17 protein-coding genes are annotated in these 20,916 nt (G+C 47.2%); 9 read left to right on the top strand and 8 right to left on the bottom strand.

The window, feature by feature from the left end:
• The first annotated feature begins 62 nt into the window (after nt 1-62).
• On the top strand, nt 63-1,025 hold the full coding sequence (gene rssA / locus ACXAGP_RS18280) for a patatin-like phospholipase RssA (protein WP_475262992.1): 963 nt from the start codon (nt 63-65) through the stop codon (nt 1,023-1,025).
• A gap of 21 nt (nt 1,026-1,046) precedes the next feature.
• Here the strand turns inward: rssA and ACXAGP_RS18275 are convergent, their stop codons facing one another.
• The gene (locus ACXAGP_RS18275) at nt 1,047-1,730 is read right to left on the bottom strand and encodes a DUF3299 domain-containing protein (protein WP_475262991.1); all 684 of its coding nucleotides are present in this window, start codon (nt 1,728-1,730) and stop codon (nt 1,047-1,049) included.
• Nucleotides 1,731-1,849: 119 nt separating this feature from the next.
• On the opposite strand from ACXAGP_RS18275, the gene ACXAGP_RS18270 reads away from it, so the two are divergent.
• The 4 genes from ACXAGP_RS18270 (at nt 1,850) to ACXAGP_RS18255 (ending at nt 5,603) form a co-directional block, all read left to right on the top strand.
• Nucleotides 1,850-2,869: a CobW family GTP-binding protein gene (locus ACXAGP_RS18270; RefSeq protein WP_475262990.1), complete on the top strand. Its 1,020-nt coding sequence runs from the start codon at nt 1,850-1,852 to the stop codon at nt 2,867-2,869.
• 9 nt (nt 2,870-2,878) lie between these two features.
• Nucleotides 2,879-3,586, top strand: a complete 708-nt coding sequence (locus ACXAGP_RS18265) for an ABC transporter ATP-binding protein (RefSeq protein ID WP_475262989.1) — start codon at nt 2,879-2,881, stop codon at nt 3,584-3,586.
• On the top strand, nt 3,583-4,827 hold the full coding sequence (locus tag ACXAGP_RS18260; protein WP_475262988.1) for an ABC transporter permease: 1,245 nt from the start codon (nt 3,583-3,585) through the stop codon (nt 4,825-4,827). Before ACXAGP_RS18265 ends, ACXAGP_RS18260 begins: the two co-directional genes overlap by 4 nt.
• Before the next feature lie 71 nt (nt 4,828-4,898).
• Nucleotides 4,899-5,603, top strand: a complete 705-nt coding sequence (locus ACXAGP_RS18255; RefSeq protein WP_475262987.1) for a substrate-binding periplasmic protein — start codon at nt 4,899-4,901, stop codon at nt 5,601-5,603.
• 29 nt (nt 5,604-5,632) lie between these two features.
• On the opposite strand, the gene ACXAGP_RS18250 is transcribed toward ACXAGP_RS18255, so the two are convergent.
• A complete protein-coding gene (locus ACXAGP_RS18250; RefSeq protein WP_475262986.1) occupies nt 5,633-5,908 on the bottom strand; it encodes a TMEM165/GDT1 family protein in 276 nt (91 codons plus the stop codon).
• A 157-nt stretch (nt 5,909-6,065) separates the two neighbouring features.
• Here ACXAGP_RS18250 and dcm point away from each other — a divergent pair, with 157 nt between their 5' ends.
• The 4 genes from dcm to ACXAGP_RS18230 all read left to right on the top strand — a co-directional run bounded on the left by dcm (nt 6,066) and on the right by ACXAGP_RS18230 (nt 12,891).
• A complete protein-coding gene (gene dcm / locus ACXAGP_RS18245) occupies nt 6,066-7,409 on the top strand; it encodes a DNA (cytosine-5-)-methyltransferase (RefSeq protein ID WP_475262985.1) in 1,344 nt (447 codons plus the stop codon).
• A gap of 34 nt (nt 7,410-7,443) precedes the next feature.
• Nucleotides 7,444-8,658 carry a type II restriction endonuclease gene (locus ACXAGP_RS18240; protein WP_475262984.1) on the top strand — a complete coding sequence of 405 codons (1,215 nt, stop codon included), beginning with the start codon at nt 7,444-7,446 and terminating at the stop codon, nt 8,656-8,658.
• A gap of 190 nt (nt 8,659-8,848) precedes the next feature.
• Nucleotides 8,849-11,338 carry a TonB-dependent receptor gene (locus tag ACXAGP_RS18235; RefSeq protein WP_475262983.1) on the top strand — a complete coding sequence of 830 codons (2,490 nt, stop codon included), beginning with the start codon at nt 8,849-8,851 and terminating at the stop codon, nt 11,336-11,338.
• A 473-nt stretch (nt 11,339-11,811) separates the two neighbouring features.
• A complete protein-coding gene (locus tag ACXAGP_RS18230; RefSeq protein WP_475262982.1) occupies nt 11,812-12,891 on the top strand; it encodes a murein transglycosylase domain-containing protein in 1,080 nt (359 codons plus the stop codon).
• On the opposite strand, the gene ACXAGP_RS18225 is transcribed toward ACXAGP_RS18230, so the two are convergent.
• From ACXAGP_RS18225 to ACXAGP_RS18200, 6 genes are all read right to left on the bottom strand, one after another.
• Complete coding sequence (locus ACXAGP_RS18225) at nt 12,888-13,133, bottom strand: YfhL family 4Fe-4S dicluster ferredoxin (protein ID WP_475262981.1); 246 nt, start codon at nt 13,131-13,133, stop codon at nt 12,888-12,890. The two genes, ACXAGP_RS18230 and ACXAGP_RS18225, sit on opposite strands and share 4 nt — an antisense overlap.
• A 1-nt stretch (nt 13,134) precedes the next feature.
• A complete protein-coding gene (gene trhP / locus ACXAGP_RS18220) occupies nt 13,135-14,532 on the bottom strand; it encodes a prephenate-dependent tRNA uridine(34) hydroxylase TrhP (protein ID WP_475263093.1) in 1,398 nt (465 codons plus the stop codon).
• A 142-nt stretch (nt 14,533-14,674) separates the two neighbouring features.
• The gene (locus ACXAGP_RS18215; protein WP_475262980.1) at nt 14,675-17,758 is read right to left on the bottom strand and encodes an efflux RND transporter permease subunit; all 3,084 of its coding nucleotides are present in this window, start codon (nt 17,756-17,758) and stop codon (nt 14,675-14,677) included.
• Entirely contained in the window at nt 17,755-18,831 is a 1,077-nt protein-coding gene (locus tag ACXAGP_RS18210) for an efflux RND transporter periplasmic adaptor subunit (RefSeq protein ID WP_475262979.1), read from the bottom strand. The genes ACXAGP_RS18215 and ACXAGP_RS18210 overlap by 4 nt, the downstream gene beginning before the upstream one ends.
• 221 nt (nt 18,832-19,052) lie before the next feature.
• Complete coding sequence (locus ACXAGP_RS18205; protein ID WP_475262978.1) at nt 19,053-19,646, bottom strand: hypothetical protein; 594 nt, start codon at nt 19,644-19,646, stop codon at nt 19,053-19,055.
• Nucleotides 19,647-19,650: 4 nt separating this feature from the next.
• Nucleotides 19,651-20,910 carry an MFS transporter gene (locus ACXAGP_RS18200; RefSeq protein ID WP_475262977.1) on the bottom strand — a complete coding sequence of 420 codons (1,260 nt, stop codon included), beginning with the start codon at nt 20,908-20,910 and terminating at the stop codon, nt 19,651-19,653.
• Nucleotides 20,911-20,916 lie beyond the last annotated feature (6 nt).

Below are 20,916 nucleotides of genomic sequence, written 5' to 3'. Positions count from 1 at the left end.
AACCTTTAAATTCAACAAATAATCCACAACTATGGAGTAGTCAGTTTGTACAGGGGATTTATATGAAACTCGGTTTGGTTTTGGGAAGTGGTGCCGCCAGAGGCTGGGCCCATATTGGTATTATTAACCGCCTGAAAGAAATTGGGTTTGAGCCGGATATTGTCACTGGCAGTTCAATCGGTGCACTGGTTGGCGCGGCGCTGGCCAGTGGCAAACTCAATGAACTGCAAGAATGGGTACAAAGTCTCGATAACTGGCAAGTGTTCAGCCTGCTGGATTGGGGACTGGGCTATGGCGGGCTTATCAGCGGTGAAAAAGTCTTTGATAAAGTCACCGAAACCATTGGTGATGTTAACTTTGAAGATCTCAGCATGCCATTTGGTGCAGTCGCCACAGATCTCTTCACAGGACGAGAAACCTGGCTTACCCAGGGCTCGTTGAAACAAGCACTGCGCTGCTCTTGTGCTATTCCCGGCATTTTGGCTCCTTATGAATATGAGGGCCGCTGGATGGTGGATGGCGCTACCGTTAACCCTGTGCCAGTTTCGTTGTGTAAAGCCATGGGGGCAGATTTTGTAATCGCCATTGATCTCAACTCAGATAAATCCAACTTAGGTGCCAAAAACCAGGAAAAGGTACTGCCCAATGCAGAACCAGAAGCAGAGCTTGATATCCCCGAAAAGCCGCTGGATTACGTAGCCCAACCCGGCAATGAGATGAATCAGTTCGATAAATTATTGCTGTCCGGTAAAAACTACCTACAACAGATGAAAAACCGCAAACAGGAGAAGGCCAGAACGCCTGATGTATTTGCGGTGATGTCGGGCTGTATCGATATTATGCAAGACAGGATTACCCGTTCACAGTTGGCAGGCGATCCACCTGACCTTGTTATCCAACCCAAGCTATCAGACTACGGCATTATGGACTTCGACAAAGCAGAAGCCCTTATCAAAATTGGTGAAGAATGCGTGGATTTGTATCGTCCGATATTGCAATACAAACTGGAGCATATCAGTGTTTAGCAGGAATTGTCGGTTCAGTTCTCAGTGAATTCGCACATCATCTGCGGGGGCAGAATAGGCTGAAATAACTGCCACATCCATACCCCAAGCGGACGTTCCTAACGGGTCTTCAAACAATGTTTCGTTGAGCTTACCGGTGAATTGCCAAGCCACTTGCATATCGGGTAAGGGAATATAGTCTGGCAACTGCACATACACAATTTGATTGGGTGGCGGTGGTGGATAGTGCAGGCACGCCCCGTAATAGGGAACGATGAAAAAGCTTTTTACCCTACCCTCGTTCAGCTCAAGCGGCACCAAAAAACCGGGTAAACTGACATACTGCCCCACCACCTCAGCGTTGATTTGATACCCATCCAGTGATTGCCAGGTTTGCGCTGTTAAGGCTGAGGCTAATAGCTCAGATTCCATAGCGAGATCCGTACCTTGGGGAAACTGTTGCTTTAATTGAGTTTTCTTGTCACGTAGATTTTGAAGCAACTGTCGGTCAGTATTGCCGAGCAAAGACTGCCAGCTGATGGCGACCGAAACGACCGTCGAGTCGAAATCATCCGATTGATAAAGAGTATTATTATCCAGTGCAAACCAATCCCACGGTTTGTGAAGTGCGACCGTAAGGCCCATACCAAAAAACAACAAGACTACAACGAAGGTTGGTAATAAGCGCTTTAAAGAAACTGAATTATCAGAAAAAGGTGAAACCACAAGTAATACTCTTATTCAAACAATACGCTTTTGTCAGGCCACACAATAAAACAAAAGCACTGTATCTTTTCCAAGTAATTGTTACAATATCACATTATCCAAAACGAGTTCAGGTCATTGTGAAACAAGCCATCTCCTCCCCTATTCCTACCCATATCATTACTGGTTTTTTAGGATCAGGTAAAACCACCTTGATATGCCATTTAATGGCCCAAAAGCCTGAACATGAAATCTGGGCAATACTGGTTAATGAATTTGGTGAAATTGGTATTGATGGCAAATTACTTGGCTCTGAGAGTAACGAAGCGCAACAGGTCTTTATCAAAGAAATCCCCGGCGGCTGCATGTGTTGCACATCAGGACTGCCGATGCAAATTGCACTGGCACAGCTAATTAGTCGCAGTCGACCGCACCGTATCATCATTGAACCTACAGGGTTAGGTCACCCGGAAGAAGTCATCGCTGAGCTGCAAAGCGAGCACAATCGCGAGGTGATGCAACTGATGGCTGTGATGACCTTGTTTGATGCCCGTAAACTCAATCAAAAAAAGTATTACCAACATCCAGTTTTTAAGCAGCAATTGCAAATTGCAGATATTTTAGTGGCCAATAAAGCAGACTTGTACGTAGAAGACGATATATCTACCATGACGAATACCCTGCGAGAGCTGCACTTGAACGACAAAGAACTGCTGATTACTGAACAAGGCAAAATTGATTTTGCTCACCTTGCAAAGCCCACCGCTCGACAAGTACCACCACCATCGCATCACCATCATGGTCACAGCAGCTCTGCTACTCCAGCCTGGCAGGACAGCTTAGTCAAAGAGGGGGCGGCGTATACGCAGCATCAAAAAGATGGATTTATTACTGAGGGGTGGATCTATGATGGAAGCCACATCTTTGATTTTAATCTGGTATTTAGCCTGTTGAGTTCCGTTTCGGTAGAGCGCTTGAAAGGGGTATTTATTACTGAACGGGGTATCTTTGGTTTCAATAAAGCGGAAGACATACTAAGCTGCGTGGAAATAGATGAAAGCGATGACTCGCGATTAGAGCTGATCTATCCAGACACCTCTGAATTTGCACAACAGGGCAAGCTTGAACTCAGCACAACCCTGAAAACCAGATTAAGCTAAATACCCATCATGACTGAAACGGCAAAAGAACAACAAATCCGTATCGAAAATCTGTGTTTTCAATACGATAAGTCCAGGGATAACAAACTCATTGATATCCCCCTCTGGCGTATCGACGCAGGCCAAAAAGTGTTTCTTTATGGGCCTTCTGGTTCAGGTAAAAGTACCTTGTTAAATCTTTTAGCCGGCACCTTAAAACCCGATTCCGGAACAATCCATATACTCGGGCAAGAAGTGAGCGCTTTATCCTCCCGCAAAAGAGACAAGTTTCGCGCACAACACATTGGTGTGGTGTTTCAGCAGTTTAATTTGATCCCTTATTTGAGCGTCGAGCAAAACATTCGCGCTGCAGCCTGGTTAGGCAACAACATTAATAACCATATGGATAACAAAATTCAGTCTATTGTCACGCAACTGCAGCTTCCTCTTAGCGTATTATCACAGCAGGCCACCCAGCTAAGCGTTGGTCAGCAACAGCGAGTTGCCATCGCACGGGCGCTGATCAACCAGCCTGAGCTGATGATTGTGGATGAGCCCACATCAGCCTTGGACACCACAGCACGGGATAGCTTTATGCAGTTATTACTGGCCAGCTGTGAGCAGGCACAAAGTACTCTGATTTTTGTCAGCCATGATCCTGGCTTAAAGAGCTACTTCGATACCAGTGTGAGCTTAACTGAGATAAATCAGGCCGCATTAGCAGGAGCTAACGCATGATTTTCAGTATTGCCTCTTCAAGCCTGAAAAGCCGTAAAAGCTCGGTTATCTTGACCCTGCTATCACTACTGGTAAGTATCAGTCTATTGCTCAGCGTCGAACATATTCGCAAAGAAGCCAAAGACAGCTTCGGGCGCACGGTATCGGGTGTAGATCTCATTGTGGGTGCCAGAACCGGACAGCTCAACCTTTTGCTGTATTCGGTATTTCGCATTGGCAATGCCACCAATAATATCGATTGGGCCACCTATGAACGCATCCAGAAAGACAAACAGGTCAAATGGGCCATTCCCATTTCCTTGGGCGACTCCCACCGAGGTTACCGTGTGATGGGTACCAACACTGACTACTTTACTCATTTCCGCTACGGCAACAAACAAACACTAGAACTGCGAGATGGCGAGCCAAATATTGGCTTAACCGAAACCGTTCTGGGCGCTGAAGTCGCACAAAAACTGGGTTACAAGGTAGGCGATAAGATCACCATTGCTCACGGTGTGGGCAGCGTTAGTTTCAGCAACCATGACGATGCACCATTTGTGGTAACAGGCATTTTGAAAGCCACAGGCACTCCCGTAGATCAAACCGTGCACGTTAGCCTTGAATCACTGGAGCTAGTACACCTGTCAGGCCCCAAAATAGCAGCCATATTGGCCGATCCCGACAGCCCAGAAGCAATAGTGCAGCTGCAACCCAAGAGCATTACTGCTTTTTTACTGGGCTTAAATTCCAAATTTGCCACCTTTAGTGTGCAGCGCAGCATCAATAATTATCGCGTTGAACCGCTCTTAGCTATTTTACCTGGAGTCGCCTTATCAGAGCTTTGGCAGATGCTGGGCACCGTAGAAAATCTACTGCGCTTTATCTCCTTGCTGATTTTACTATCTTCGCTGTTTGGATTGACCACTATGCTACTTGCCTCAATGCGGGAGCGACACAAAGAAATCGCAGTATTGCGAGCCATAGGTGCTGGACCGGGACTGTTATTTTTGCTCATTCAAACAGAGGCTGTTTTGATATCTCTTTGTGCCACCCTAATGTCATTGGTATTGGTTTGGCTTACGCTGCATTTTTCCAGCGCATGGTTGAGCGAACACTACGGCTTATTTATCAGTAGCAATGTATGGAATAGCGATTCCTTGCTTATTGCAACGATAGTCATTGTGGCTACTTTCCTTGTTGCTTGTATTCCCGCCATCGGAGCCTATCGACGCGGCTTACATAGTGGTTTGAATCAATAATTCTATGTAAAAGAAACTGGCAATTTAGTTTCAGTGTACGACAATTTACTGATGTACCCTGGAGCCCATAGATGAAAAAACAGCTCTGTTTTTTGTTGCTATTTTCTTTTTTCTGCAAAGCGGAAACCCTTGTGGTAGCGACAGATGTGTGGCCTCCTTACACAACAGAGCAAAGTAATGGTCTATACGAAGCGCTGTTCAAAAAGGTGTACCCGGAATTAGAGGTGCAGTTTGTTTACAGTGATTACGCGCGCACTAAAGCGCTGTTAGTGCAAGGCAAAGCTGATCTGTGGTTAGGTGCCTATAAAGACGAAGAGGATTACGCTATTACTCCTCATGAGGCCATGGATGCCGACTTTGTCTATGCCATATACCTTACCAGCCGATACCCAAAGCAACCTCCCGAGTATCAAAATGCACCTGCAGTATGGCTTACAGATTACCTCTACGATCAGTATTTCCCGCAATACAATCTGCAAGGTTACGAAGTGAACGATGTTAAAACTGCCTTTCGCTTACTCAGGGCAGAAAAGATCCGCTTTATCCTCAGTGATGATTCGGAAATGCTGGATTTAATGGCTGCCGAGGGTATTAAAAATGAGGGTTTAAGCTGGATAAAATTTGGCGTTTTGTACCTGTATCCCGCCTTTGCGCGAACCCCTCGCAATGCAACCCTGATACAGCAATGGAACCAAAGATTAGCGCAACTCAAAAGCAACGGAGAGTTACTACGTATGTTTAAAGAGTTTGATTTATCAGACAGATATCCCTTTTAACAACATTAAGGTGTCATGGCTCGCCATACCTACCCGGCGCTATATAGGGTATAAACACCAATCAAAATAAAACCAACACCTGCAACATACTGCAAATACTTAGGATTGATGTATTCACTTAACAGCGTTCCTGCAAGCACGCCAATGGCAGAGGCGACAATTAATGCTGCAGAGGCGGCTAAAAATACAGTGTACTTGCTCACAGCTTTGTCAGCAGCAAACAGCATGGTGGCCAACTGAGTTTTATCCCCTAGCTCAGCAATAAACACTGATGCAAAAATAGTGAAGAAGATTTTCCAGTCCATGATTTTCCTGTCGATGGTAATTTCCATCACATGATACCTCATGAATCAGTCAATGTAGCAAACCAAAAACACTGTATATAAAATCAGTGAAATGTTGACTATCAGGGAATAATGTGTGATCTTAAATCACACGTTTGTCCCTTTTTGATGGTTTTCCATGCTTGACGATAAAGAACTAATTAATCAGTTACTTGATATTTATGATCAAAAATTCTTAGCCAACTTTCTGAAAGAAAATACAAAAAGTAACCTTTGCCGGGAAACCATCAATCGTTATGTCAAAGGGAAAGGGGAATTAAGCCTGACCGTTTCTGAATATGACGCTCTTCAATCTCTTTTACCGCAAGCAAAAGTTCAGCCAGAGAATGCTGATTTTACCTTTATCGATCTCTTCGCTGGGATCGGAGGGATCAGAAAAGGCTTTGAAGCTCAAAACGGCCTCTGTGTTTTTACCAGCGAATGGAACAAGTATGCGGTTCGAACCTATAAAGCAAACTACGGCAACAGCTCAACTCACAAGTTTAATGAGGATATTCGTTCAGTAACCCTGTCAGGTGATGAAACTGTTTCTGAAGAAGAGGCATACAAAAACATTCGAAACGAAATTCCAGAACATGATGTGCTGTTAGCGGGTTTTCCCTGCCAGCCATTTTCTATTGCCGGCGTTTCTAAAAAAAATGCCATGGGCAAAGCTCATGGCTTCGAATGTACCACTCAAGGCACATTGTTTTTTGATGTTGCCCGCATCATAGCGGCTCGCAAACCAAAGGCATTTGTTCTGGAAAATGTAAAAAACCTGAAGTCTCATGATAAGGGTAGAACCTTTAAAGTTATCATGAAAACATTGGATGAGCTGGGCTACGAAATAGCGGACAGTGACTATCAAGGCAATAAAGATCCAAAGATACTGGACGGTCAACATTTCACTCCGCAACATCGAGAACGAATTGTACTTGTAGGATTCAGAAGAGATTTACATGTCCACGAAGGATTTACCCTTAATAATATTTCACAATACTTCCCCGAACAGGGTCCGAAAATGGGAGATATTCTGGAAAACCATGTCGATCCCAAATATGTGCTCACCCCAAAGCTTTGGAAGTATTTGTTCGACTATGCCAAAAAACACAAAGCCAAAGGCAATGGCTTTGGATATGGATTAGTCAACGAGAACAGTATCGCCAGAACTTTATCTGCCCGATACTACAAAGATGGCTCCGAGATATTAGTCGACAGAGGTTGGGATTTCTCTCTGGAATTTGACGACCCTAAAAACGAACTTAATCGACCTCGTAGGCTAACACCATACGAGTGTGCGAGATTAATGGGCTTCGCTCAAAAGGGTAAAGATAAATTTGTCATTCCCGTTTCGGATACTCAAGCCTATAAACAATTTGGCAATTCAGTCGTCGTGCCGGTTTTTGAGGCGGTAGCCAGGTTGATGAAAGAGCGCATCATGAGAGCCATTGAGGTTGATGAAGGCTGCAATAACGCCGCGTAGATGCAATAGTCCAATTTAATAGGGATTTATGGAAATGGAATTTTCAGCTTGGTTAAATGACAAGAATTCACAGCTTCACTGGCTGTTTGTGAAAAGGTTATCTGCCAATGACACAGGCTTAACGGGTGGCCATCAGGTTGGTATTTACATTCCTAAAAGCTTGGCCAGCGCCATTCTCTCACCAATAACCCGAACGGATATAAAGAACCCCGATCTTTTTCTAACTGCCCAGATTGCCTCCCACAATACCGCAGAGCAAAGAATTAGGGCAATTTACTACAACTCCAAAAAGTCAGAGAAGAAACCAAAAGGAAGGGATGAGCAGCGCCTGACCCGTTGGAATTCGGACATCTCCAATAGTCCCCTGCAAGATGTCGAAAATACTGGGGCCCTCACCGTATTTGCTTTTGAATTGGATCCCGATACGAAAACCGCATGTCATATCAGTGTGTGGATATGTCGTGATGTGCAAGAGGAGAGCGTGTTGGAAGCCCACCAGGGAGAAGTCATTCCTGGTGAGTTTGTTGATGGTCAGGCAGACAAGTTACTCACTGGATACATCCCCCAGAAAAAAGCAGCCAAAACTACATTAACCATTCCACAAGCGTGGAAAAACAGCTTTCCCTCAGGCGAAGAAATCATTGACTACCTGATTAATAACTCTTCCTTCGGAACAGAGCATCCTGACAAGCAAATAATGAAGCGAAGAAGGGAAGAATATAAACTCTTTCTGGAAGTTGAAAGCCTCCACGTTTTAGAAAAAATACAAACAGGATTCGAATCCGTGGATGACTTTATTTTTTTGGCAAACTCAGTCAGTAATCGTCGCAAATCCCGATCTGGCCGTTCATTGGAAATCCATCTTGAAAGGATATTTCGAGAATCAGGAATAGCTGAATTTGGTACCCAGTGCACGACTGAAGGTAACAAGAAGCCAGACTTTATTTTCCCCTGCTGTGCTGCTTATAAAAAAGCGAGTTTTCCTGATTCAAAACTACGAATGTTAGCCGTAAAAACCACATGCAAAGATCGTTGGCGACAAATTTTGAATGAAGCAAACAGGGTCTCTCAAAAGCATTTATTCACGCTCCAGGAAGGCGTATCTGTAAATCAATTTAATGAGATGCAAGCAGAAGGCGTAACCTTGGTTGTCCCAGAGGAAATACACAGCAAGTTTCCCCTTGAGATACGACCTCAAATACTCACCTTAAATGAATTTATTTCAGAGGTTAAGAGCGTTTCGTATTAAGTCGAAAATAGGTTTTCTGTTTTACATATCCATTCACAGCCGCACTAATTGGTAGAAACTTGCCCTCAAAACCTACCGTTACATTATCACGTCACAAAAACACCTTGATCTGAACGTTATAATATAACATTATTTGCAGCCATCATTCGAAATACCCAACAATTAAGCAATCATAAGGTTAAACAAAACCATGAAAACTGGCTTGAGAACCACACTTTCACTCGTTGCGATGGCCTGCAGTTTGCCATCTATTGCTGCAACCGTTTCCGGCACAGTCACAGATACCAATGGCAATCCTGTCGCGGGTGCCACTGTTCTGGTTGAGGGCAGCTCCGTTAGGGCCACCACAGATGCTAATGGCCGTTACACACTCAATAATGTTTCCGATGCTCGTGCTCATGTGCATGTATATTCTTCTAAGCACGTTCACGGCGATCAAGAGATCCTGAATCCTGATGCCAGCCATACTGCGGATTTTGTATTACGCCCAGCCATTATAGAAAACGTTATTGTTACCGCGAATGCGCTAGAGCGCTCAGTGCTGGAATCCACTATGCCGGTATCGGTATTGGGTGGTGAAGAGTTAAAACGCAATCAGGCTGCAACATTGGGGGATACCCTGAAAAACCTGCCAGGCGTGCACAGTACGTATTTTGGTCCGGTATCTTCCAGCCCGGTGATCCGCGGTGCGGATGGTCCGAGAGTTAAAATTATCCAAAATGGTCTGGACAGCTCCGATGCTTCCCGTGTGGGTCCTGATCACAATGTTTCTGCAGATGGTACCAGTGCCACACAGATTGAAGTATTACGCGGCCCAGCCACATTACAATATGGTAATGGCGCAATTGGCGGCGTGATCAACGTAGTAGATAACCGTATCCCGCGTTATGTGCCAGACAGTGTCGAAGGGGAAGCCGAACTGCGTTACGACTCGGTATCTGACGAAGAGTTTGCCCGCATTGATTTAAATGCCGGAACCGGCAATGTTGCATTTCATTTTGACGCCTTTGATCGCCAAACGGATAACTATGATATTCCCGGTTATGCCGAAAGCGAACCCCATGAAGGCGAAGAACCAGGTACACTCCCTAATTCGTCCATCGATACCACGACTTATACCGCAGGCTTGTCTTGGGTGAATGAAAAGGGTTATGTGGGCTTTTCAGTGCAACAGCTAAATAATCTCTACGGCGTGCCGGGACACGCTCACGGTCACGAAGATGAACACGAGCACGAAGAAGAGCATGAAGACGATCACGCTGACGAGCACGGTGAAGAAGAAATCGTTAATCTCGACGTGGACATGCGCCGCTATCAAATCGCAGGTGAGTTCTTATCGCCCTTTGCAGGCGTTAGCAAAATCAAGTTTGCCAGCGGTTTTACTGATTATGAACACGTAGAAATTGAAGCTGGCGAAATCGGTACCACCTTTATCAATGAAACCGATGAGCATCGCATCAGCCTGGAGCACGAAGGTATTGCTGGCTGGCACGGTGTATTGGGTTTGCATTACAGTAACACTGATTATGCCGCCGTTGGCGCAGAAGCCTTTACACCGCCCAGTGAAACCGACAGCCTGGGGCTATTTCTAATCGAAGAGAAACAGTTCGGTGATGTCGCCGTGCAATTGGGTATGCGCTATGATCAAACCGATATCGACCCAATTGATTCCATCACCCTTGAAAACCTGCACGTCGAAGAAGAACATCACGACGAAGAGCATGAAGAGACCGTTACGCTAAATCTGTTTGAACAGTCTTATGAATCGTTATCTTTGTCTGCGGGTGCCAACTGGCAATATCAAGAAGGACGTACTGTGGCAATCTCTTTAAGCCACTCAGAGCGCGCCCCTAGTCATCAGGAGCTATTTTCCGCAGGTAATCACATTGCCACTCGCACCTTTGATGTAGGTACTCTTTATAGCATTGATGAAGATGGAGAGTTTGGTCCAGCCTTACAGCAAACTGAAGAAGAAGTTTCTACCAACCTGGACTTGACCTTCCGCAAATTTGATGGCGATTGGGGTTACACAGTTAGTTTGTTTTACAACCAGGTAGATGACTATCTGTATCAGGTGGAAACAGGACTGTTTGCCGAAGATGCTCACGATCATGAAGAAGAAGAGCATCACGAGGAAGAAGAACATGATGAGCACGATGATCATGAAGGTGACGACCATGATGACGATCACGGTGATGAGCACGATGAGGAAGAAGGCACGCCCGTGTTCGCATTCCAGCAGCAAGACGCGACGTTTTACGGTATCGAAGCCGAGCTACACAACAAGTTCAACGACAACCTGACGCTGAAAGTGTACGGTGATTACATTCGCGGCAGTTTAGATCACGCTGTAAACGGTTCCCGTGACTTACCGCGTATTCCACCCATGCGCATTGGTGCAGAACTGGATTTCGACTGGAACAATTGGTACGGCGATGTCGGCGTTACCTGGTATGACGACCAGACTCGTGTTTCTAATTTCGAAACAGCCACCGATGGCTACACTCTGCTTAACTTCAGTGTTAACTATCGCAAAGCCTGGCAAGGTGCTGATTGGGTATTTTACCTGCGCGGTAAAAACCTGACAGATGAAGAAGCCCGTGTGCATACTTCATTCTTGAAGGACCTTGCTCCACTACCTGGTCGCAGTTTCGCAGTAGGTGTTAGAGCGGAGTTTTAATATCGCTCAACTAAAAAACAGTGAAGCGCTTATTCCCTGGTGAGCGCGCCAGAGCGTGTTGAGTTCAACACGCTCTAAGGCACCAATATTCTGGTGCCTTTTTTATTTCCAGCCATCATTTCTGGTTTGTTGAAAAATACGCAATTCTCATCATCAAAATCTGCAGTTTCAAAGCATCATTTGCACAGTGTCTCAAAAAAAACTTGCATCTTTTGTTATGATATAACATTATTAATCCATTGCTTTGATAGCTCACTAAAGTACTCCCTGAGTGAGCCTGAGCCACCAGTTTTCTCATGTTGGGTATGGGGAAAACAAAGGCACCGGATAATCGCATTGATCTGGTGCCTTTTTTATTGTTCTAATAACAATTCCACTTATTTCAAAAAACCCAAATGCACCGAATCCAATACAGCACTCTCGGCTTTCTCCTGTCTCTACTACTCAGCTCCTGTACTCACACGGACCGCACGATGCTATTAAAGGCCGCACAAACAGGCGATATCCGTCAGGTGGCAGAATCTTACGCCAGGCAAAAAGCCGTTCAGTACCAGAACAATCCGCAAGCCCTCATTTACGATTTAAAAAACTTAAAAGAACTGCTGGATGAATTGCGTGGTAAGGCTAAAGATAAGTGGGGCGAACAAGATACTGAAATACCCGATAATGATACCTACGTTAAATACACCCAAGATTACCAGGCCAGAGCCATTATTGATTTTCGCGCAGGTTACGTGACGGTAGAAACCATCAATGCTGAGGACTATAAAACTCAACTCAGAGAAGCCATTATTACCACCCTGCTAACTACTGATGATCCCAATTCTACGGATATCTTCAGCGACGAAACACCGCAGTTTACAGGCGAACCCTTTTTACATGGCCAGGTGCTGGATCAAGAAGGGGTGGCGATTCGATTTCCCTGGCGGGCAGGCCGCTTTGCCGAGTACTTATTGGCTACCCAGCTAAAAACCGATACCACCGAAGCAGGTCTGCACCACTTTGTCACCTTTCCTCTGATATCTGACCATCACACTTTACGCAAAAAACAATATGCCAAATATGTGCTGGCGGCAGCGTCGCGCTACCAGGTACCCGCCGATTTAATCTACGCCATTATCGAAACAGAAAGCAGCTTTAACCCATTTGCGGTAAGTTCTGCCAATGCCTATGGCTTAATGCAAATTATTCCCGAGTCTGCCGGCAAAGATGTTTACACCCGCATCAAAAAACGCAATGACCAACCTACTCAGTCGGTGTTGTTTCGTCCTGAAGATAACATCGATATTGGCACCGCCTATCTACATATTTTGGATGATATTTATCTGAAGAACATCAGTAATACACTTAGCCGTGAATACGCCACCATCTCCGCTTATAATGGCGGCGCGGGCAATGTATTTAAAACCTTTAGCAGTCAGCGGGATCAGGCAACCAATGCCATCAACAAACTCAGCGCCAGCCAAGTGTACCAAAAGCTGCGCCATCAACACCCCAAAGCAGAGAGCCGCCGCTATATAGAGAAGGTACTGACATTTAAACGCCAGTATTAAGCTGTAAGCGCCACGTATTTAATGGCTAACTCATCAAGAGTTTCCTGATTATTCGGGTCCACGCCAATGCAACGTATCGGGCAAACACTGACACAGGTAGGTGCATCGTAATGACCAATGCATTCGGTGCACTTCGCCGGGTCGATTTCAAAAATTTCGGCCCCCATGCTTATAGCCTGATTGGGGCACTCTGGCATGCACATGTCGCAATTGATGCAGGTTTCTTTGATTTTTAATGCCATTTCACACCTCTACCAACGATTCGGATTTAAACGGGTTACGGGTATTCGTGCCTTCATCCAGATTTCGTAACAACAACGCAAAATCCAGCGGACCATCAACTGGCACCGGAATACGCACCTGATGGCCACTACCTGGCGCCACCGGCACTTCTGCACCAGATTTATCCAGTATCTTTTGCAAACAGAAGGTATGATTGCCTTGGGGTGTCATTAGCTCTAATGAGTGCCCCAGAGCGAACTTGTTTTTCACCTCAACAATGGCAAATCCCGTCTGCTCGCAGCGTCCGAAGATTTCCCCAACAAACTGCTGTTTGTCGCTAACAGAGCTGCCGGTGTGATAATTTTGATATTCACTATGGGTATGACGACGCAAAAAGCCTTCGGTGTAACCGCGGTGGGCTAAGGTTTCCAGGCTCGCCATCAGGGCATTATCGAAAGGCTTGCCCGCAATTGCATTATCAATAGCCTGACGATAAACCTGAGCCGTACGAGCACAGTAATAGTGGGATTTAGTGCGCCCTTCAATCTTTAGAGAATGTACCCCCATTTCCATCAGCCGGGGAACGTGCTGCACGGCTCTCAAATCTTTGCTGTTCATGATGTAAGTGCCGTGCTCATCTTCAAAGGCCGGCATAAACACACCCGGCTTTTCTTTTTCTTCCAACAGATACACCTCTTTTACAGGCTCGCCTGCACCCAGGGTAGGCTCTACAGCATCGGGCTTGTGTTGATGCACGATGTCGCCGCTTTCGGTTTCTTGCCCTGGCTGTACATCGTATTGCCAGCGGCACGCATTGGTGCAGGTGCCTTGATTGGGGTCACGCTTGTTCATATAACCGGAGAGCAAACAGCGCCCAGAATAAGCCATACACAGGGCACCATGAACGAATACTTCCAATTCAGTATCAGGCACTTTTTGTCGGATCTCAGCGATTTCTTCAAGGGATAATTCTCGAGACAGGATCACTCGCTCTATGCCTTGTTTGGCCCAAAACTGGACACTGGCATAGTTCACCGCATTGGCCTGCACCGAGAGATGAATGGCCATATCGGGAAACGCTTCGCGCACTAACATGATGAGGCCCGGATCAGACATGATCAACGCATCTGGCTGCATGGCAATGACAGGCTCAATGTCTTTCAGATAGCTCGCCACCTTGCTGTTGTGGGGCGCGATATTGCTCACCACATAAAACTTTTTACCTAAGTCGTGGGCTTCCTGAATGCCTAAGGCAAGATTCTGGGCATTGAATTCGTTATTGCGCACCCGAAGTGAGTAGCGGGGCTGACCGGCATACACCGCATCCGCGCCATAAGCAAAAGCATAACGCATGTTGCGCAAACTGCCCGCAGGCAACAATAATTCAGGAGAAAAAGAAGAACTTTGCAATGCAGAAATCCGCCCAAAAATTAAACAAGGGCGCGCATTTTAGGGAGTTCGCTTGTGGGGCTCAATGCCAGAGTGAGCAAAGTCTCACAAAGTTTGATCTGGATCATAAAAGCTCGCTCAACGTATCGAGCGAGCCGATTAAATAATCATATCAAGAAGCGGTAGCAGGCTCGGCGTTTGTGATGCTTTGTTGTTCTGCTTTACTTTTGCCCAACTGTAACAAGCTGGGTAAGAAGATCAGAGTAAAGAAAGTGCTAACACTCATACCGCCGACAATTACTGCAGCAATACCTCGATACAGCTCGGCACCCGCCCCAGGAATAAGCAGCAGCGGCAACATGCCGAATAAACTGGTAAGCGTACTCATCAAAATGGGACGCAAGCGCAAGCGTACCGCTTGTTCCACCGCGGCCACCCTGGCCATACCTTCCCGCTCCGCAACACGGGTTTGATATACCAGCAGGATAGCGTTGTTCACCACTAAACCTAACAGGATGATAAAGCCGATCATGGTGAGCAAGTCCAGTGGCTGGAAGCCGGTAAGCAGGTCCGTTAAACGCAGTGAGGCAATTCCACCTACCGTGGCCAGCGGGATGGTCATCACTACCAGCAAACTATCTTTGAAGGAACGGAACAAGGCTGACATTAACAAATACAGGATCACCAACGCCAGCAAGAAACTCTGACTCATGTTGGTAATGGCTTCGGTTAATGCCTCTGCAGTACCACGATAGGTTACGGCCCCTTCATCCCCTAATAGCGCCAACACTTTATCGTCTACCTCGGTTTTTAAGGTGGCAATGGCCTCTTCCAGCGACAAATCATCCGGTGGCGTTACCTGCAAGGTAATTGTGCGTTTTCTGTCGACGCGACGAATTTGCCCCGGACCAGCAGTACGGGTCACTTCTGCTAACGCCCCAACAGGCTGCACCCCACCTGTTGGCGTGAACAAAGGCATAGACGCCAACTCTTCTGGCGTACTCCACTCTTCAGCCCGCAAGAAAATATCCAAGCGTTTTTGGCCATCAAAATAGTCTCCGACATAAAGCCCATTGCCCAGGGAACGGCTTATTTGCGACATTTCCTTACGGCTCCAGCCAGATTCCGCCAGTTTGCGCTCGTAAGGCAATAAACGCAGCTCAGGCTCCGCCAGATTAAGCCCAGGCACGGGTTGCGCTTGCGCGCTTGGCAATGCCTGCATAACAGCACCAAAGCCCACTCGCGCGGCGGTAAGCAGTTGCTCTTCATCGTTGGCCTGAATATCAATATCGATGCGGCGACCACCACCCAAGCCCTGGAATATTTGCGATTGTTGGGCAAAGGCAATGGTATCGGGGAAGCCCGACAGAATTTCAGAGTTAAGAATACCCAGTAACTCCTGAATATCATCCGGATCTTCCGCGCGTCCGCCCATAAAACCAAAGGTACCAAATATGCCTAACCAGTCGTGGGCCACCTTGGGCTCTTTTTCCCCTGTGAGATAAGGATCCATGCGCTCATTGATGACATCCACCATCTCGTGTTTGCCCGCTTCAATGCTGAGGCCCGGAGGCGGCAACATAAAGGCACCAAACTGATTCTCGTTACCCTTAGGCAGATAATCCATTTTCGGGAATAACAGGTAACTGGCCACAATGGCAAATCCCAACAAACCAAAAACCCAGCCAAAGCGCTTGCGATTAGTACCGGTAAGACGCATCACGCCTTTGGTAATATTGTCCCACCAATGGTCGTGGGGATCCTCGGAATTAATGGTTTTGAGCAGCTTGGTAGAGGCTGCTGGGATCACCGATACCGCCACCAGTAAAGACGCCACCACCGCCACAGAAATCGCAATAGCCAGGTCGGCAAAAAGCTGTCCGGCCACATCTTCCAAAAAGGCAATCGGTAAGAAGATAGCTACAGTTGTTGTGGTGGAAGCCAATAATGCGCCCCACACTTGGGTGGTGCCTTTAAACGCAGCATCACCGGTTTTTGCGCCGTGCTCCCGCATACGCACAATGTTTTCCAGCACCACAATGGCTGCATCCAGTACCATGCCCACGGCAAAGGCCAGGCCCGCCATGGAGATGATATTTAAGCTGCGCCCCATAATATCCAGAGCCACAAAGGTGACGGTTAACGAGATAGGAATGGACAAGGCTACCGCCAACGTGGCTTTAAACTTGCGCAAAAACCACCACAAGATAGACACCGCCAGAATAAAGCCCAACAACAGGTTATTGCGCACAAGGGCCATGGAGTCTTCGATATAGATGGTTTGGTCGTACATCTGCACCATTTCCAGGCCAGCACGAGCAAGCGGCCCCTCATTGAGTTCTCTCAAGACCTCCTTAAGCCCTTCATCTACCTCCATGACATTTACGCCTACTTCCGCTTGAGCGTTCATGGCAATAGCGGGTACACCGTCCAGGGTGAGTACCCCAAAGCGCTCACCTAGCATGGCTTCAACCCTGGCGACATCACGCAATAAAATCGGGGTATCGCCTCGCCATTCGAGGATCATACCTTCCAGATCAGGAATGTCGTACTTGCCATCAAAACGCAGGGTGTATTTACGTCGACCTACGTTTTTAAAACCACCTGATGAATCGGTGTTACCGCCAACTTTAGCGGCGATTTCAGGAATATTAAGACCCAGAGCGGCCACCTTGTATGGGTCGAAGGTGACTCTTACTTCAGTGGGCAAACCACCAAAAGCATTGGTTTGAGAAACACCGGGCACTCGCTCTAGTCTGGACTGAATTACATCTTCCACAAAATCCTGATAGCTTTCGATGGGCCTGTCGTTGCCGGGTAATACGTGCAAACCAAACCAGGCAATCGCATCAAAAACCGAATCACCACCCACCGCCAAGATTGGCTCGTTGGCATCGGGAGGATAAAAAGGCACCTGATTAAGGGCATTCATAACATCAATCAATGCGCGGTTCAGATCGGTGCCGGTTTTATAGCGCAGTACAATGGTGCCATTACCTTGCGAGGCATTGGACTCCATGGTTACCACGCCCTGCAGACTCTTGAGCACATCCTCTTGGGGTTCAATGATCTCCGACTCAATCTCTTCCGGGGCCGACGCGCGCCAGCTGGTATTGATGACAATTTGAGGCTGTTCCACATCAGGCGTTAATTGGATAGGCAGACGCGTTAAGCTCAACACGCCAAACAAGAGTATTAATAATATCCCTACCACCACAGCGGTAGGGTTATGAAGGGAGGCTGCTGTTAATTTCATTGGCTAATCAAACTCGCATTGTTGTCTCGCACCATAACTTGTTGTCCTGGTTGCAAGCGTTCAGCGCCGCGAATAACTATCTTATCGCCTGGCTGAACGTCACCATTGATTTCAATCCACTGCTCAGTGGCAATACCGGTTTGAACCATCACTTGCTCGGCTTTATCTTCAGCGCCTATGCGAAACACGCGGGCACCATCGCGACGCAATACCAATGCATCCCGGCGCACTGCCAAGACTTCTTTTTCCGCACCCGAAGGCACCTTAACCGTAACATCCAGTCCCACTGGCCACTTGTCTTCCATCACTTCAGCGCGTACTTCCACCAGTCGGGTGCGATTGTCTGCCACTGGCACAGCGGTGCGCACTATGGCATTACCTGTACCCACAGAAGAGGTAAAGCTAATGGTTTTACCCGGCACCACATGGGCCAGTGACGCCACAGGAATGCGAGCGCTCACTTCAAGGTCAGTTGTTTGTACTAAACGCACCACTGCTGTGCCCGGTGCCACTAGTTCGCCCACATCCGCCAACCGTTCCATAATGATGCCATCGAATGGGGCCTGCATATTCTGATAGGACTGACTTAACTCAATGCCATCCAATAAGGCTTTGTTTTCTTCTACTTCGGCTTCCGCCTGATCACGGGAAGCGAGAGTGCGATCCAGCTCTGTTTTAGAGCTTAAATCTCGCTCTGCCAGTGAGCGAAGGCGTTTTACTTCACTGTTGAGGAAGGCCAGATTCGCTTGAGAAGATTTTAGTCGGGCCTGGTGCTCGGCGTGACGAAATACAAGTGAAGGGTCGCGTATCACAGCGAAGGTATCACCCACACTGACCTTAGTGCCCACTTTGGCCACTTCGATGAGTTGCCCGGCAACCCGAGCAGCCACCTGTGAGTCATTCTGGCTGACGATAGCCCCGGATACGGAGCTTAGTGGCGCCAGCATTCTCTGCTGTGCAGCTTCAACGTTTACAGGCGTAGGACCAAACTGCGCGTTGGATAGCGTACTGAAGATGATCAGACTCCCTGTGATAAATCCTATAACCAGGTGACGATGTAATGAGGTCCTCACGCGCTATCTCCTTGATAATTCATTGTTTGTGCTTGCTAAAGGGCAGGAAAACTTCCAGAGGCGCCATTCTACGCTGGCTTGCAACGTATGTGAAAAGCAATCTGTAACCTGTTGTTACTATTCAATCTGAGCGTGTTACTTTTTGTAGTACAACAAAGCGCAACACACTCTAGTATAGTAACGAATCACTGTGACAGAAATAGACAGGGGTAAAGCAATTATTATTGCTCGTTGTAACCCCATGGGGCTTCTGGCGGCTCTACTGGCTTGGTTAAATCAAAATCCACCTGAAACTCACGCGCTGGTCTTATCAGTCGATAGCTGAAGGTTTGTGGATAAATCATCATCTGCCAGGTGTTATCAATAGAAGCAGGTATACCTTGTTTTACGAAGAGTTCTTTAGAATAGGCATCCGCCGGAAAAGATTGCAGCTGCGGCCAACCGCTATCCACTGTATGGCCACCATACATGGTAGACGCATGGTAGCTACCATCCTTGTTGCGATGGTCGTGTTTTAACATCAATCCCGCTCCGGTATTGGTGATAATCCAGGTGCGAGAGGCATCTTCACCTATGTGAAACGGAATTTGAATCTCCGTATCACTGCATTTTCGCACATGCATCACCAGCTTCTGGCCAACGCCAAAGCCGTCATCTTCTGTCTCTTTGACTATTTTTCCCTCGAACGCCTTGCCACACAAAGCGCTCAGATTTTGCCAGTATGCGGCCTGATTCGCGGTGGACACCAGCGGTGCAGGGCTGGCAAAAACCGATGTTGAAAATGCCAAAAGGCCAGTGAAGATTAATGATTTCATGCGATTAATTCCGTTTATGAGTAAACCTATTTAACCAAGAAAGCCCCCATTTGCCAATTGAAGGCGTTTGAAATTGTCGACGCCCAAAACACAACACCAACGAAAATGTTAATACAACGATAGCCATGACAAGGGGAAGATAGAGCGCTTTATCCACCAAAAAACCCGCCACAAGCGTGCCCAGAGACGCCGCGCCGATTTTAGCAGCAGCCACCCACATATAGATTTGTGCTGCTCCTTTCTCCGGGGAATACTCGCTGCGCGCCGCCAAAGTAACCGCAAAAAATATCGAATTCACAACACCGCACAGTAAATAGCCCACCACAGCCCAAGTGAAGTTCTGACTTACTCCCACCACCAGCAAGGTTATCAGCAACATGACTCCCACTTTGAATAACAGCGACATGGCTTCATCTCGCAAGGGTTTGAGCATGATTAAGAGCCCGCCTAAAATGCACCCCACACCATAACAAGTTACCAGATAGGCACCGCTGGTGTGGCTTTGTTGCCAGGAGGCGGCAAAATAAATGGCAACGATGGGTAAAGCCGCAACACAAAATGCCGCCGAGGAGGTCATCAATAACGTGCGTTTCAGGGGGCCTGAAGAAAATACGATCCCCAGAATTTGACGAATTCCAGGATGCTCAGCTCCATGTTTCTCTATTACCTTTGTGCTGCGGGATAATCTCAAAATAATGAACGCGGTCACCAGTGGCAGAGCCATGATGACACCAATCACCAGCTGATAAGAATAATGGGCAGTTAACAGTGCGATAAAGAAGGGCCCCAAGGTGAGGCCAATACCATAGCTAAGCGTATCCCAGCTTTGTGCCCGTCGCCTGACAGTAAGTTGCTTATCGACAAGCGTTAACAACTGGGTGCTCAGTCCTCCCATTAGAAAAGAGCTGCAACAACCACAGACTAATAGAGCTATGAAAACCAGCCCACGCCACTGCCATTCAAACCCCCAAATGGCCAACTGAAAACAGCCACTAAATAGCACACAGGCAAGCCCTATAACGTGTAAGGGCCTGGGGGATTTTTCGATGGTTTTGCCATAAACAGGTCCTAAAAGATGGGGAGCCGTCAAGCACGCCGCCATTGCCCCAGCCATCATGCCCTGCTCCCCATAAGATCGCGCCAGCAGAATAATGGCCACCGCAGAGCCGCCCGTTGCCATGCGAGCCAATATGGCCGCAATCACATAACGAACCAAGCGACCCGATAACAGTCTGGCTGTTGGCTCTGTTTCCCGTAAAGCCATGAGTAA

It is taken from the genome of Planctobacterium sp. AWM4_229 (assembly GCF_056160305.1).
This window is presented reverse-complemented; position numbering and strand designations above follow the sequence as displayed.